General features: G+C 71.4%; 16 protein-coding genes. 10 read left to right on the plus strand and 6 right to left on the minus strand.

Features of this window, described 5'->3' with window-relative positions; all coding sequences use genetic code 11:
• Positions 1-86: 86 nt before the first annotated feature.
• From RCO38_RS08430 to RCO38_RS08440, 3 genes are read left to right on the plus strand one after another with little or no spacing between them, the layout of a single operon-like run.
• Complete coding sequence (locus RCO38_RS08430) at positions 87-1,616, plus strand: sigma-54-dependent transcriptional regulator (protein WP_308328074.1); 1,530 nt, start codon at positions 87-89, stop codon at positions 1,614-1,616.
• 42 nt (positions 1,617-1,658) lie between these two features.
• On the plus strand, positions 1,659-2,852 hold the full coding sequence (locus tag RCO38_RS08435) for a DNA topoisomerase IB (protein WP_308327847.1): 1,194 nt from the start codon (positions 1,659-1,661) through the stop codon (positions 2,850-2,852).
• Between the two features lie 18 nt (positions 2,853-2,870).
• On the plus strand, positions 2,871-3,140 hold the full coding sequence (locus RCO38_RS08440; protein WP_308327848.1) for a GlsB/YeaQ/YmgE family stress response membrane protein: 270 nt from the start codon (positions 2,871-2,873) through the stop codon (positions 3,138-3,140).
• A gap of 27 nt (positions 3,141-3,167) precedes the next feature.
• Here the strand turns inward: RCO38_RS08440 and RCO38_RS08445 are convergent, their stop codons facing one another.
• The 3 genes from RCO38_RS08445 to RCO38_RS08455 form a co-directional block, all read right to left on the minus strand.
• On the minus strand, positions 3,168-5,429 hold the full coding sequence (locus RCO38_RS08445; RefSeq protein ID WP_308327849.1) for a hybrid sensor histidine kinase/response regulator: 2,262 nt from the start codon (positions 5,427-5,429) through the stop codon (positions 3,168-3,170).
• Between the two features lie 122 nt (positions 5,430-5,551).
• On the minus strand, positions 5,552-5,917 hold the full coding sequence (locus RCO38_RS08450; RefSeq protein WP_308327850.1) for a hypothetical protein: 366 nt from the start codon (positions 5,915-5,917) through the stop codon (positions 5,552-5,554).
• Positions 5,918-5,966: 49 nt separating this feature from the next.
• Positions 5,967-6,443, minus strand: a complete 477-nt coding sequence (locus tag RCO38_RS08455) for a hypothetical protein (protein WP_308327851.1) — start codon at positions 6,441-6,443, stop codon at positions 5,967-5,969.
• Positions 6,444-6,574: 131 nt separating this feature from the next.
• Between RCO38_RS08455 and RCO38_RS08460 the strand changes: the two genes are divergently transcribed.
• Positions 6,575-7,747, plus strand: coding sequence for an AI-2E family transporter (locus tag RCO38_RS08460; protein WP_308327852.1), 1,173 nt, complete (start codon positions 6,575-6,577; stop codon positions 7,745-7,747).
• A 266-nt stretch (positions 7,748-8,013) separates the two neighbouring features.
• Here the strand turns inward: RCO38_RS08460 and RCO38_RS08465 are convergent, their stop codons facing one another.
• On the minus strand, positions 8,014-8,214 hold the full coding sequence (locus tag RCO38_RS08465) for a hypothetical protein (protein WP_308327853.1): 201 nt from the start codon (positions 8,212-8,214) through the stop codon (positions 8,014-8,016).
• 171 nt (positions 8,215-8,385) lie between these two features.
• Between RCO38_RS08465 and RCO38_RS08470 the strand changes: the two genes are divergently transcribed.
• The 3 genes from RCO38_RS08470 (at position 8,386) to RCO38_RS08480 (ending at position 9,445) form a co-directional block, all read left to right on the plus strand.
• The gene (locus RCO38_RS08470; protein WP_308327854.1) at positions 8,386-8,619 is read left to right on the plus strand and encodes a hypothetical protein; all 234 of its coding nucleotides are present in this window, start codon (positions 8,386-8,388) and stop codon (positions 8,617-8,619) included.
• A 45-nt stretch (positions 8,620-8,664) separates the two neighbouring features.
• On the plus strand, positions 8,665-9,081 hold the full coding sequence (locus tag RCO38_RS08475) for a CBS domain-containing protein (RefSeq protein WP_308327855.1): 417 nt from the start codon (positions 8,665-8,667) through the stop codon (positions 9,079-9,081).
• 79 nt (positions 9,082-9,160) lie between these two features.
• Positions 9,161-9,445, plus strand: coding sequence for a hypothetical protein (locus RCO38_RS08480; RefSeq protein WP_308327856.1), 285 nt, complete (start codon positions 9,161-9,163; stop codon positions 9,443-9,445).
• Positions 9,446-9,468: 23 nt separating this feature from the next.
• Here the strand turns inward: RCO38_RS08480 and RCO38_RS08485 are convergent, their stop codons facing one another.
• Positions 9,469-9,666 (minus strand): DUF6496 domain-containing protein, encoded by a 198-nt coding sequence (locus RCO38_RS08485; protein ID WP_308327857.1) that lies wholly within the window; start codon positions 9,664-9,666, stop codon positions 9,469-9,471.
• A 20-nt stretch (positions 9,667-9,686) separates the two neighbouring features.
• Positions 9,687-10,427 (minus strand): Crp/Fnr family transcriptional regulator, encoded by a 741-nt coding sequence (locus RCO38_RS08490; protein WP_308327858.1) that lies wholly within the window; start codon positions 10,425-10,427, stop codon positions 9,687-9,689.
• 140 nt (positions 10,428-10,567) lie between these two features.
• Here RCO38_RS08490 and RCO38_RS08495 point away from each other — a divergent pair, with 140 nt between their 5' ends.
• From RCO38_RS08495 to RCO38_RS08505, 3 genes are read left to right on the plus strand one after another with little or no spacing between them, the layout of a single operon-like run.
• The gene (locus tag RCO38_RS08495; RefSeq protein ID WP_308327859.1) at positions 10,568-10,879 is read left to right on the plus strand and encodes a hypothetical protein; all 312 of its coding nucleotides are present in this window, start codon (positions 10,568-10,570) and stop codon (positions 10,877-10,879) included.
• A gap of 56 nt (positions 10,880-10,935) precedes the next feature.
• Positions 10,936-11,253 (plus strand): DUF883 family protein, encoded by a 318-nt coding sequence (locus RCO38_RS08500; RefSeq protein ID WP_308327860.1) that lies wholly within the window; start codon positions 10,936-10,938, stop codon positions 11,251-11,253.
• Positions 11,253-11,465 (plus strand): hypothetical protein, encoded by a 213-nt coding sequence (locus tag RCO38_RS08505; RefSeq protein ID WP_308327861.1) that lies wholly within the window; start codon positions 11,253-11,255, stop codon positions 11,463-11,465. Before RCO38_RS08500 ends, RCO38_RS08505 begins: the two co-directional genes overlap by 1 nt.
• The last annotated feature ends 13 nt before the right edge of the window (positions 11,466-11,478 follow it).

An 11,478-nucleotide genomic window follows, 5' to 3' on the forward strand; every position in this document is an offset into this window, starting at 1 on the left:
CTGCAAGGGCGCCTTCGCCATCAGAAAAACATCTGTTCAGAGGAAGGATCTTCACACCCATGAACAAGCCCGCTGCCGGTGCCGCCATCAGCCACGTCCTGATCGTGGAAGACGACCCGGACGCAGCCATGACCCTGAGGGCCATGATCGCGCGCGATTCCTTCACCGTCGCCGTGGCCCACACCCTTCGCGATGCGCGGCGGCAGATCGCGCTGCAGTCGCCCGACATCCTGCTGCTGGACCTGCAGCTGCCCGATGGCAACGGCATGGACCTGTTCACCGACCCCACCTTCGCCGCCAGCTGCGAGGTGGTGCTGGTCACCGGCCATGCGTCGCTGGACACGTCCATCCAGGCGCTGCGCCTGGGAGCCGCCGACTACCTCGTCAAACCCATCAACATGCGCCAGCTCGAAGGTGTGCTCTCGCGTTTCATGAAGCCCGCGGTGCTCCAGGCTGAGGTGGCCAGCATGACGGCCACCCTGTCCGAGGACGGACACTTCGGCCACCTCTGGGGCACCTCGGCGTCGATGCGCCGGCTGTACGAGCAGATCTCGCGCGTGGCGGCGACGGCGGTCACCGTGTTCGTCACCGGGGAAAGCGGCTCGGGCAAGGAGGTGGTGGCGCAGACCGTGCACGACCTCTCCCGCCGGCGCAAGCAGCCCTTTCTGGCGGTCAACTGCGGCGCCATCTCGCACAACCTGATCGAGAGCGAGATCTTCGGCCACGAGAAGGGCAGCTTCACCGGCGCCGAGCGGCAGCACCAGGGCTTTTTCGAACGGGCCAACGGGGGCACGCTGTTCCTCGACGAGATCACCGAAATGCCGCTGGAGCTGCAGGTCAAGCTGCTGCGCGTGCTGGAGACCGGGCGCTACATGCGCGTGGGCTCCACCACCGCGCTGGAAACCGACGTGCGCGTGATCGCCGCCACCAACCGCGACCCGCTGCAGGCGGTGGCCGACGGCAAGCTGCGCGAAGACCTGCTCTACCGCCTCAACGTGTTCCCGATCGAGCTGCCGCCCCTGCGCGAGCGGCTGTCGGACGTGCCGCTGCTGGCCAACCACTTTCTCAAGCAGGTGGTGGCCAAGGAAGGCGTGAACAAGCGCTTCAGCGACGAGGCGCTGGACCACCTGAGCCGTTACCGCTGGCCCGGCAACGTGCGCGAATTGCGCAACGTGGTGCAGCGGGCCTATGTCATGGCGCGTGGCGCGGTGATCGACACCCGCTGGCTGCCCGAAGTGGACGGCGCGGACAGCCGCCCCGCGGAGCTGGCGGCCGAGCCGGCACCGGCCGCGCCCGTGGCCGCTCCGGTGTCCGCAGCGGCCACGCCCGGCGGTGCGTCGGCCCGCGAGTCGTCCGGCGTCCAGGCCCCGGTGTCGGCCTCCCCGGGGACGACCCTGGACGGTGCCCCCGCCGTGGTGCTGCCGGTGGGCATCTCCATGGCCGAGGCCGAGCGCGAGCTGATCCTGGCCACGCTGCGCCACTTCCACCACCACAAGGAACGCACCGCGGCCACCCTGGGCGTGAGCCTCAAGACGCTCTACAACCGGCTCAAGGAATACGCCGCCAACGACGACAGCGCCACGCGCGCGGCGGGCGAGCACGCACCGCCGCCCTGAACACGAGGGGTCCGCGCGGCACGCGCCTTGCTGCCGGCGGCCATGCCGCCCACTGTCCGCGCCCCGGTTCCAGACGCTGGCGCCAGCGCGCCACCGGCGGTGGCCGAGGTGGTGGCGGTCGCCGGCCTGCGCCACAGCAGCGACACCGAACCGGGCCTCTCGCGGCGGCGCTGCGGCCGGGGCATGGCCTACCGCGACGCGCAGGGCCGCGCGGTGCGCGACCCCCGGGTGCTGGAGCGCATCCGCCGCCTGGCCATCCCGCCGGCCTGGCAAAAGGTGTGGATCTGCGCCGACGAGCGCGGGCACCTGCAGGCCACCGGGCGCGATGCGCGCGGGCGCAAGCAGTACCGCTACCACCCCCAGTGGCTGGCGGTGAGCGGCGAACACAAGTTCGACCAGCTGCGCGACTTCGGTCTGCGCCTGCCGGCCATCCGCCAGCGCGTGCGGCGGGCGCTGGCGGATGGTGAAGAGCCCACCCGGGCCCGCGTGCTGGCCACGCTGGTGCGCCTGCTCGATACCACCGCCGCGCGCATCGGCAACAGCGCCTACGCGCGCGACAACGGGTCGTACGGGCTGAGCACGCTGCGCCGCCGGCATGTGCGCAGCGAGGGCGAGGCCCTGCGCCTGGGGTATGTGGGCAAGAGCGGTGTGGCCCACACGGTGCGTGTGACCGACCCGCGTGTGGCCGCCATGGTGCGGCGCTGCCGCGACCTGCCCGGACAGGCCCTGTTCACCTACCAGGACGCCGACGGCAGTGTGCACGCCATCGACTCCGGGGCCGTGAACGACTGGCTCTCGGCCGGCGCCGCTGCGCCCGACGGCCGGGGGCCGCGCACCACCGCCAAGAGCTTTCGCACCTGGCACGCCAGCGTGCAGGCGCTGTCCCTGCTGCTGGCGGCCGCCGAACGCAACCGCCGGGCCGGCCAAGACCCGCCCCCGGAAGGGCCGGCCAGCGTGCTCGAGGCGGTGGCCCGGCACCTGGGCAACACCGTGGCCGTGTGCCGGCGCGCCTACATCCACCCCGCCGTGCTGGCCCTGCTGCCGGCGCTGGAGCGGGGGGACACCGCCGCCGCCCTGCTGACACGGCCCTGGGCCTGCCGGGCACCCGCACGCCGCGGCCTGACACACAGCGAATGCCAGCTGATGGCGCTGCTGTCCTCCGCCCCTTCCCGCCGCCGACCCCCGGGCGTGCGGCCCGGGAGGCGGCACACGCCTTGCCAGCAGAGGCCTCCCTGAACCTTCTGGAGATGCATCATGAACTTTCTCATCTGGTTGATCGTCGGCGGTGTGATCGGTTGGGTTGCCAGCCTGCTCATGCGAACGGACGGCCAGCAGGGCATCCTGCTCAACGTCGTCGTGGGCATCGTGGGTGCCATGATCGGTGGCTGGCTGATCTCGCCCATGGTCGGCTCGCCCACCATCAACGACGGGACGTTCAGCCTCGGTGCGCTGGGTGTGTCGTTGCTGGGCGCGGTGATCCTGCTGGCCATCGTCAACCTGTTCCGCCGCGGCAAGGTGCGCTGAGCGCGCACCGGGCTGCACGCCCGGTGTTCAGGCGCCGTCTGCCGGTGCAGGCGGCGCCTGTTCGTGCCGGAGCGCGGCGAGCAGGGTGCGCACCAGCACGTCCGGGTCCACCGGTTTGCGCAGCACGGTGAAGCCGTCGAGCCCAGCCAGCGCGTTGCTGTAGCCGCTGATGAGCACCACCGGCAGCCCGGGGTGGGAGCGGCGCAGCAGCCGCGCCAGGTCCACGCCGTTGCGCTTGCCCGGCATCACCACGTCGCTGAGCACCACCTGTATCGAAGCGTCCTCGTGCACGCGGGCCTGTGCCTGTTCCACATTGCCCGCGCGCTGGACCTGCGCGCCATAGGACTCCAGCAGCACCGTGGTGACGGTGGCCAGTTCGTTGCCGTCTTCGACCAGCAGCACCCGCATGCCGTCCAGCGCGTGCTGCGGCACCGGGGCGGGAGCGGGAAGGGGGGCGTGGTCGGCCGATGCGCCGGTCCCGGCAGAGGCGGCCGGCAGCACCATGCTGACGGTGCTGCCCAAGCCCGGCGTGCTGGACATGCCGGCCATGCCGCCCGCCTGCTGACAGAAGCCGTGCACCTGGCTCAGGCCCAGACCGGTGCCCTGGCCGACGCCCTTGGTGGTGAAAAACGGCTCGAACACCTGGGCGGCCTGCGCTTCGTCCATGCCGGCGCCGTTGTCGCTCACCGTCAGCAGCACATAGCGGCCGGGAGGCAGCCCCTCGGTCTCGTCGGTCAGGGCGGTGCGCGCCTCCACGCGCAGCCAGCCGCGGTCCGTGATGGCGTCGCGGGCGTTGAGTGCGAGGTTGATCAGGGCCAGCTCCAGTTCGCTGGGGTCGACGTTCACAGGCTCGGTGCCGGGCGCCACGTCCACGCTGACGGTGACCTTCTCGCGCGCCACCATCTGAAGCATCTCGCGCAGGTCGGCCAGGTAGGGGCCCAGCTCCACGGGGCGCGGGCTCACCGCCTGGCGCCCGCCGAAGCGCAGCAGCTGCTGCGACAGGTGGCTGCCCATTTCCACCGCGCGCTGGATCACCTCCAGCGGCATCTGCAGCCCGGGCAGCTGCTCCACGTGGCGCCGGATCAGATGGGCGCTGTTGCTGACCACGCCGAGCAGGTTGTTGAAGTCGTGCGCGACCCCTCCCGTGAGCCGCCCCAGCGCGGCGATGCGCTGGGCCTGCGACACGCGCTGTTCGGCCAGCCGGGTGCGCACCACCGCCTCTTCGACCTTGCGCTCGAGGTCGCCCCGTGCGGTGGCCAGGGCCTGGGCGGTGCAGCTCATGGTCTGGCCCACCTCGTCGAACTCCACGATGCCGGTGCGTGCGGCCGGAGGTTCGGGCGCCCCGGCCCGCATCGACTGTGCCGCCGCCTTGAGCGATTCGGTGGCCCGCGCAATGCCGCGCGCCACCCAGGAGGCCGCCGCCACGGCCACCGCGAGCAGCAGCAGCGCGCCCGAGGCCAGCTGCACCACCGCCAGGGGCGGCTCGTCGAAGATGGGGTTGTGGTCGCGCGGCGCCGCCACCACGTAACTCCAGCCCTGGGGCGTCTTGCTGAAGCTGCTGAGCACCTTCTGCCCGTCCAGCGACACGGACGGCGCCACGGTCTCGTTTTCCGTCTGTATCCGCCGCACCATGTCGGGCGAGGCCGTCCGCCCCACGTAGCGCACGCCGCCGGGGTGGCGGGCCATCACCCGGTGATGGTCATCGAGCACGGTGCCGACCCAGTCGGGTGGCAGATCCTGCTGGTCGATCAGGCGCTGCAGCGTGTCCTGAGGCACCGCAATGACGAGGTTGAGCACGGTGCGACCCTGCCGCTGGACCGGCTGCACCACCTGCACATGCAGCGCACCGTCCGGTGGTTCCGCCACCAGCGGCCGCACCACCGGTGCCAGCGCCAGACCCCTGGCTGCAAGGTGCAGGGGTCGCGGCGGGCTCGGGGCGGGCAGGCGGGTGTCCAGCAGCACCTCGGTGGCGCTGCGCAGCTCGATCCAGCCCCCGAGGTCCTGCACGATGCCACTGGTCCAGCCGTGCAGGAAGCGCAGGTTCCGGTCGTCCAATGGTTCGCCGGCCAGGATGTAGGAGCTCGACATGGCACGCGCGATGTCGGCGCGCCGTGTCAGCTCGCGGTCCAGCACCTGGGCCACGGCGCTGGCATTGTCACGCAGCCCGCGGTGAACCGCCTCGCGTTCGCTCTGGTAAGTGCGTGCGATGACGATCAGTGCGGCCGCGATGGCAGGCAGCAGCACCGCCAGCATCAGCAGCAGCAGCCGGGAACGGATGGTGGTGGGCATGCGCAGAGGGGCGTCGGAGCGCGGGGCAGGGCGAAAAAGTATGCATCAGGCCCACGGGCCGGCACAGGAAGACCCGCCAAAGGCAGGCCGACGGCGGGCCGGACGTCCGGAACCATGGCTGCTCAAGGCCGCCGCTTCGTGAGGTGTTCGCGCCGTTCCGCGTCCAGCCCTGGCGTGGCGCGCATGTCGGTGTCCACCTGGCCGGACGCCAGGTCGCGCGCCGCCTGGGTCATCACCGGGTCCGGTTCGGCGGCGGTGGCACCGCTGATCGATTCGTCGCGCTCGTGGGGCAGCCGCAGGTTGTCGTTGCCGTCGTCGGGCGGAGCGTCTCCGCGGGCGCTGTCGCCGGGCGCGGTGCGGTTGCCCGCCTGTCCGTCCGGCAGGTCCACCGAGACCGATGCGGCGGCGGGCGGATCGTCGCTGCGGTTGGCGCGGGGCTTGCGCACGCCCGGGGCGGTGCGGGCGGCGGGGGGAGGCGGCTTGTTCATGCGGCCCCATGGCAAACGGCGTGCCCGGGGCGGCCGGCGGCGGGTGCGCTCAGCGGTGGCGCCGCCGCCGCAGGCCGCCGAGCGCCAGCCCCAGCGCGAAGCCCGCATACACCAGGCCCAGGCTGGGCCGGCTCAGGCGCTGTTCGAACCCCGGGTTCAGCCTCTGCGGCACCAGCCGGTAGTCCACCAGCGCGGCCACGGCGGTCAGGGCCACGGCGTCGAGCGCGGCGTTGGCGGGCGTGGGCCGCCGGCGCTGGCGGCGCAGCCCGCTGTAGATGAGTGCCCAGAAGAAGGACGAGCCCAGGTGCACCGCGCTGCCGCTGGCCGTGTGCCGCCACGACAGGTCGTCGCGCCGCAGCGCCTCCTGCGGCCAGAACCAGTGGCTGACGGCATTGATCGGTGCGGCGGCGCTTCCCGCGTCGGTGTGGCCGCGCCAGGCCAGCACCAGCCCCGACACGGTGCCGGCGAGCAGGCCAGGAAGCCATGCCCCGCGCACGGTGGGGAACCGGGCGGGGCGGGGGGACATCGGGGGCGCTCGGTGCATCGGTCGGGGAGGGCGGTGGGTGACAGCGTGGAGATGGCCGCACGGGGGCAAGGCCCGTGCCCGCGGGCGCCCAGCTTGCCGGTCCACCGCGTCGTCCCTCCATTCCCATGCCCATGACCGATGTCCTGTCCCCACCGGCCCCTGCGGCCCGCACCACCGGTGCTCCGCCCGCAACGCCTGCACCGCCCGCGAGCGAGCCGCCGGTGCGCGAGCAGCGCGGCATGCTGCGCGTGCTGCTCGCGCTCACCGCGCTGGCGCTCGCGGTCATCCTGGCGCCGTTCTATGGCGCGCTGCTCTGGGCGGTGATCATCGCGCTGCTGTTCGCCCCCATGCAGCGCTGGCTGCGGCGCCGGCTGCGGGGCAACGGCTCGCTGGCCGCGCTGCTGACGGTGGTCGTGGTGCTGCTGATCGTGGTGCTGCCGCTGCTGCTGGTGGCGGCCGGGCTGACGAGCGAGATCAATGCCTTGTACGAGGGCATCCGCTCCGGCGCGATCAGGCCCGCCGCGTGGGTGCACCAGGTGTACGAGCGCCTGCCGCCCGGGATGACGGCGCTGCTGGACCGGCTGGGCATCGGCAACGAGCAGCTGCTCGAGCGCAAACTGCAGGAGCTCTATGCGCAGCTGGGGCCGCTGCTCGCAGACGGCGCGCTGAGCTACGGGCAGCACACCATGCGCTGGGCGGCGGCCGTGTTCGTCATGCTGTACGTGGCCTTCTTCCTGCTGCGCGACGGCGCCGAGCTGGCGGTCACGCTCAACGACTCGCTGCCGCTGGCCCCGCGCCACAAGCGCCTGCTGCGCCACAAGTTCAAGGCGGTCATCCGCGCCACCGTCAAGGGCAATCTGCTGGTGGCCCTGCTGCAGGGCGGCCTGGGCGGCCTGGCGTTCTGGGTGCTGGGCCTGCCGGGAGCCTTGGTGGGCACGGTGCTGATGATGTTCCTGTCGCTGCTGCCCGCCATCGGCGCGGCCCTGGTCTGGGCGCCGATGGCGGTCTTCCTGCTCATCGACGGGCGCGTCGCGGCCGGTCTGGGCCTGCTGGCCTGGGGCACCGTCGTCATCGGGCTGGTGGACAACCTGCTGCGCCCGCTGCTGGTGGGACAGGACACGCGCCTGCCGGACTGGGTGGTGCTGATGACCACGGTGGGCGGCATGGCGGTGTTCGGCATCAACGGCTTCGTGATCGGCCCGCTGATCGCGGCCATGTTCTTCGCGGTGTGGGACATCGCGCTGACGTCCCGCGGGGATGCCACGAGCCGCTCCGGCGGGCGCGACGGGGTCAGCGCCGGGTAGCCGCTCCCGGCGCAGCCGGGCCCGGTGGCGGTGCGGGCGCGTCCAGGGCGGCGCCGGGGTCCTCCTCCCCCGCCACCGAGCTGGCGAGGTCGTCGAGCGTGGGAATGTTGCTTCCCGGCGCCAGGGTCCGGGTCGGACCCGGTGCATCGGAAGGGGGGTGCGTCGCGTCCGCGGAGGGCTTCACCCCCCGCGGAAGCAGGAAGGCCAGTCGGCCCAGGAGGCTTCTGACGGGGTTCACGGCGGGCCGCCTTCGTCGGGCAGGGGGGTCAGCCCAGCAGCACGGCCACGAACGCGAACATGAAGATCTGCAGCACCGCCATGCAAGGCAGGACGATGGGCATGTACGCGATGACATCCTCCAGGATGTCCTGTGCTTTCTCTTCCGTGTAGGCGGCGAGCTCCGGGTCGGAATAGTCCTTGGGGTAGTCGGCCAGGGCCTGGTCGGGGGGTGGTTGATGGGTGGACAACTCGATCCTCCTTCGGTGGGTGGACAGGGCCTGACCGGGCAAGCCATGTGCCGGCAACGGACTGCGGCACGCGCAGTCCCTCCGGGGCCGCCTCTGTGGTGCACCGTACAGACCCCCCGTCCGTGGCTTCGCACACTGGACGATCCAACCACCCCACACCGGGAGCACACCATGGCGAAATGCGAGACCTGTGGCAACAACTACGACAAGTCGTTTGAAGTGGTCATGCAGGGCCAGACCCATGTGTTCGACAGCTTCGAGTGCGCCATCTTCGCGCTGGCGCCGGCCTGTGAGCGCTGCGGCGTGCGCGTGATGGGGCATGGCGTGGAGAAAAATGGCCGCATTTTTTGCTGCAGCCATTGCGCCGAAGAGGTGGGCATCACCGAGCTGCGTGACCGCGCCTGAGCGGGTCCGCCGGACCCGTGTTTCAACCTCAACCAGGAGATCAAGATGCAAACACTCAAAGACGTGATGAGCCCCGACGTGCAGGTGGTGAGCCCCGACGCGACGCTGAAGGAGGCCGCCGCCCTGATGCGGGACGAAGGCTTCGGCATGCTGCCCGTGGGCGAGAACGACCGCATGATCGGCACGGTGACCGACCGCGACATCGCCGTGCGCGCCGTGGCCCAGGGCAAGGACTGCAACACGGCGGTGCGCGATGTGATGACGAAAGACGTGATCTGGTGTTACGAGGACGACACCGTGGAAAAGGGCGCCAACGTGATGAGCACCTGCCAGGTGCGGCGGCTGCCGGTCGTGAACAGCGACAAGCGCCTTGTCGGGATCGTGTCGCTGGGCGACTTCGCGGTCGCCGTCGACGACATCCAGCCCACGGCCGACGCCCTGGTGGGCATCTCGCAGCCCTGAGCGCCACGGGCCGGTGGGCACCGCAATTGCCCCCCGATGGCATCCAACAGTTCGTTGGTGCAACCCGGAGGAACCTGCCATGCCCACCGTCTTCACCCCCGCCGTCCGCCGCTGGATCGTCGTTGCCGCCGCCTCGGTGCCCCTGGTGGCCCTGACCGCCTGCGACCGCAACCGGTCCGACGATCTGCCGCCGCGCAGCGACAGCATCGAACGCCCGAACGACCCCAACCGTTCCCCCGTCACGCCCGCGACCCCGGCCAATCCGCCGGTGCAGGTCGTGCCGCCGGTCCAGCCCGAGGCGCCCGCCGCACCCGGCACCGGCACCACCCCGGGCGGCACGCCCGGCAGCGGCACCGGCCAGTAAACGCCGCCTCGCCGGTGTCCGCCTCAGGAGGCCTTGCGAGAGGCCTTCTTCGGTGGGGCGGGCACCCGGCCCCCCGCATCGCGCGCCTCGGACAGCGCGATCGCGATCGCCTGTTTGCGGCTGCGCACCCTGGCGCCCGAGCTGCTCTTGAGATCACCCTCCTTGAACTCGTGCATCACCTTGCTGACCTTGCGCCGGGTGATGGTGTCGGTTTTCGTCATGGTCGTGCTCCCTTCCGTGGTCAGGCGGCTTGAAGCAGCCGCGGTTTGCAGCCATCCACCGGCAGCAGGCGCTGGTAGGCGTCTCGCAGCACCCCGTAGCACTCGCAGGCCTGCTGCTCCAGTCCTTTGCGGTTGGTCACCTGCACGTGGCCCCGGGTGTAGCGGATCAGTCCGAGCTTCTGCAGCAGCAGCGCGCCTTCGGTGACCCCTTCGCGCCGCACGCCCAGCCGCATGGCGATCTGTTCCTGTGTCATGAACACCTCGTCGCAGCCCGAGCGGTCGGCCTGCAGCAGCAGGCAGCCGGCCACCTGCTGCGTGATCACGTGGTGCCGGGCGCACAGCGCGCGCTGCGCCGTCTGGGCCAGCAGCGCCTGCGTGAAGCCCAGCAGCATGCGCATGGTCGAACCCGCCCGGTTGAACTCGCTGCGCAGCACGCCGGCCGGTATGCGAATGGCCTCGCCGGTGGTCAGCACCATCGCGCAGCCGCACGTCGGCCCCCCGCTCATGACCAGCGACACGCCCAGCATGCCCTCGTTGCCCACCAGGGCCGACTCCACGCAGTCGCCGTCGAGGGTCACGTACATGAGCGAGGCCAGAAGCGTGGTGGGAAAGTAGGCGTGGGTCAGCGTCTCGCCCGAGTCGTAGATGGTCTGGTTGCGCGTGAGCACCACGCGGTCGGCGTAGGGCTTCAGGCGCGACCACTCCACCGGCGTCAGGCCGGCAAGCAGGTGGTTGTCAAAGGGACTGGACGGAGTGTGCATGCTGGTTTCCTTCAAGGGCTGCGGACACGCTGGTCAAGGCAAACGGGATACCAGGGGGGCCGCTGTGCCCGGGCACCCGACTTGCCCGGCTCTGCTCACCTCGGTCCGCATGCGACCGACCCCGTTGTGAGGAGTCACCGATGAACACCGCTTTCATGTTCGGCAGCCTGGTCTCCGTCTGGAGCTTCCATACCCCCGACGTCCCGCCACCGACGCCGTCCTTGCCCGAGGACCCGCCGGACAAGCCGGACCCCGACAAGCCCGACCCCGACGTGCCGCCGGAAAAACCCGACGAGCCGCCGCCCGACATCTACTTCCCGCCCGCCCCGCCCCAGCAGATGCCCATCCACGAGCCGCCCCAGACCGGGGACGCGCCCATCCAGGCCCACTTCCCCGGCCGCAATGACCGGGCCGGCCTGGTGCCCCCGGCAGCGGCCATCGTGTGGCACTGACACAGGCATGCCACTTGCCGAAGAAGGGCCTCTTTTCCCACCCCAAGGAGCACGCCATGACCGACAGCACCACCCATCCCGCCACCATGGGGACCACCCCCCGCGACAGCCAAGGCCAGGACTTGTTGAACCGCGTCACGGAAACCGCCCACGGTGCCGTCGACCGGTTCGCCGACAAGGCGGGGCCTGCGGTGCAGAAGCTGGAGTCGGGCGTGGTCCACGCCAACGAGGTCCTGCACGACCAGGCGCACCGCATGCGCGAAATGGGCGACGAGTGGACCAACAGCGCGCGCAACAGCGTGCGCCAGCATCCGCTGACCGCCGTGTTTCTGGCACTGGCTGTGGGCGTGCTCGTCGCACGCGTCTCGCGCTGATGTGCCGGCCCGACCAGTGCACCGGCGCCTGCGCCCAGCAGGCGACGTGCGGCAACACCCCGCTCGACATGGACACAGGTGTCTCGCAACGGGCGCCCTGTGCGGTGGACGACCCCGGCCCCACCCAGCGCACGCTGTGGCTGCACGCCGAGACCGACGCCGCGCCGGCGGCGTCCGCCGCTGAGGACGGCAGCCGCGGCGGCGCGGCCTAGTTCCTCCATCGAA

Origin of the sequence: Hydrogenophaga pseudoflava (assembly GCF_031020795.1) — a bacterium.
GTDB classification, from domain to species: Bacteria; Pseudomonadota; Gammaproteobacteria; order Burkholderiales; family Burkholderiaceae_C; genus Hydrogenophaga; species Hydrogenophaga pseudoflava_A.

Coding starts and splice junctions, on each gene's coding strand:
- RCO38_RS08490 (WP_308327858.1), bottom strand. CDS start 10,427: ATGCACACTCCGTCCAGTCCCTTTGACAACCACCTGCTTGCCGGCCTG.
- RCO38_RS08455 (WP_308327851.1), bottom strand. CDS start 6,443: ATGTCCCCCCGCCCCGCCCGGTTCCCCACCGTGCGCGGGGCATGGCTT.
- RCO38_RS08480 (WP_308327856.1), top strand. CDS start 9,161: ATGCCCACCGTCTTCACCCCCGCCGTCCGCCGCTGGATCGTCGTTGCC.
- RCO38_RS08450 (WP_308327850.1), bottom strand. CDS start 5,917: ATGAACAAGCCGCCTCCCCCCGCCGCCCGCACCGCCCCGGGCGTGCGC.
- RCO38_RS08475 (WP_308327855.1), top strand. CDS start 8,665: ATGCAAACACTCAAAGACGTGATGAGCCCCGACGTGCAGGTGGTGAGC.
- RCO38_RS08495 (WP_308327859.1), top strand. CDS start 10,568: ATGAACACCGCTTTCATGTTCGGCAGCCTGGTCTCCGTCTGGAGCTTC.
- RCO38_RS08485 (WP_308327857.1), bottom strand. CDS start 9,666: ATGACGAAAACCGACACCATCACCCGGCGCAAGGTCAGCAAGGTGATG.
- RCO38_RS08470 (WP_308327854.1), top strand. CDS start 8,386: ATGGCGAAATGCGAGACCTGTGGCAACAACTACGACAAGTCGTTTGAA.
- RCO38_RS08440 (WP_308327848.1), top strand. CDS start 2,871: ATGAACTTTCTCATCTGGTTGATCGTCGGCGGTGTGATCGGTTGGGTT.
- RCO38_RS08460 (WP_308327852.1), top strand. CDS start 6,575: ATGACCGATGTCCTGTCCCCACCGGCCCCTGCGGCCCGCACCACCGGT.
- RCO38_RS08500 (WP_308327860.1), top strand. CDS start 10,936: ATGACCGACAGCACCACCCATCCCGCCACCATGGGGACCACCCCCCGC.
- RCO38_RS08435 (WP_308327847.1), top strand. CDS start 1,659: ATGCCGCCCACTGTCCGCGCCCCGGTTCCAGACGCTGGCGCCAGCGCG.
- RCO38_RS08505 (WP_308327861.1), top strand. CDS start 11,253: ATGTGCCGGCCCGACCAGTGCACCGGCGCCTGCGCCCAGCAGGCGACG.
- RCO38_RS08445 (WP_308327849.1), bottom strand. CDS start 5,429: ATGCCCACCACCATCCGTTCCCGGCTGCTGCTGCTGATGCTGGCGGTG.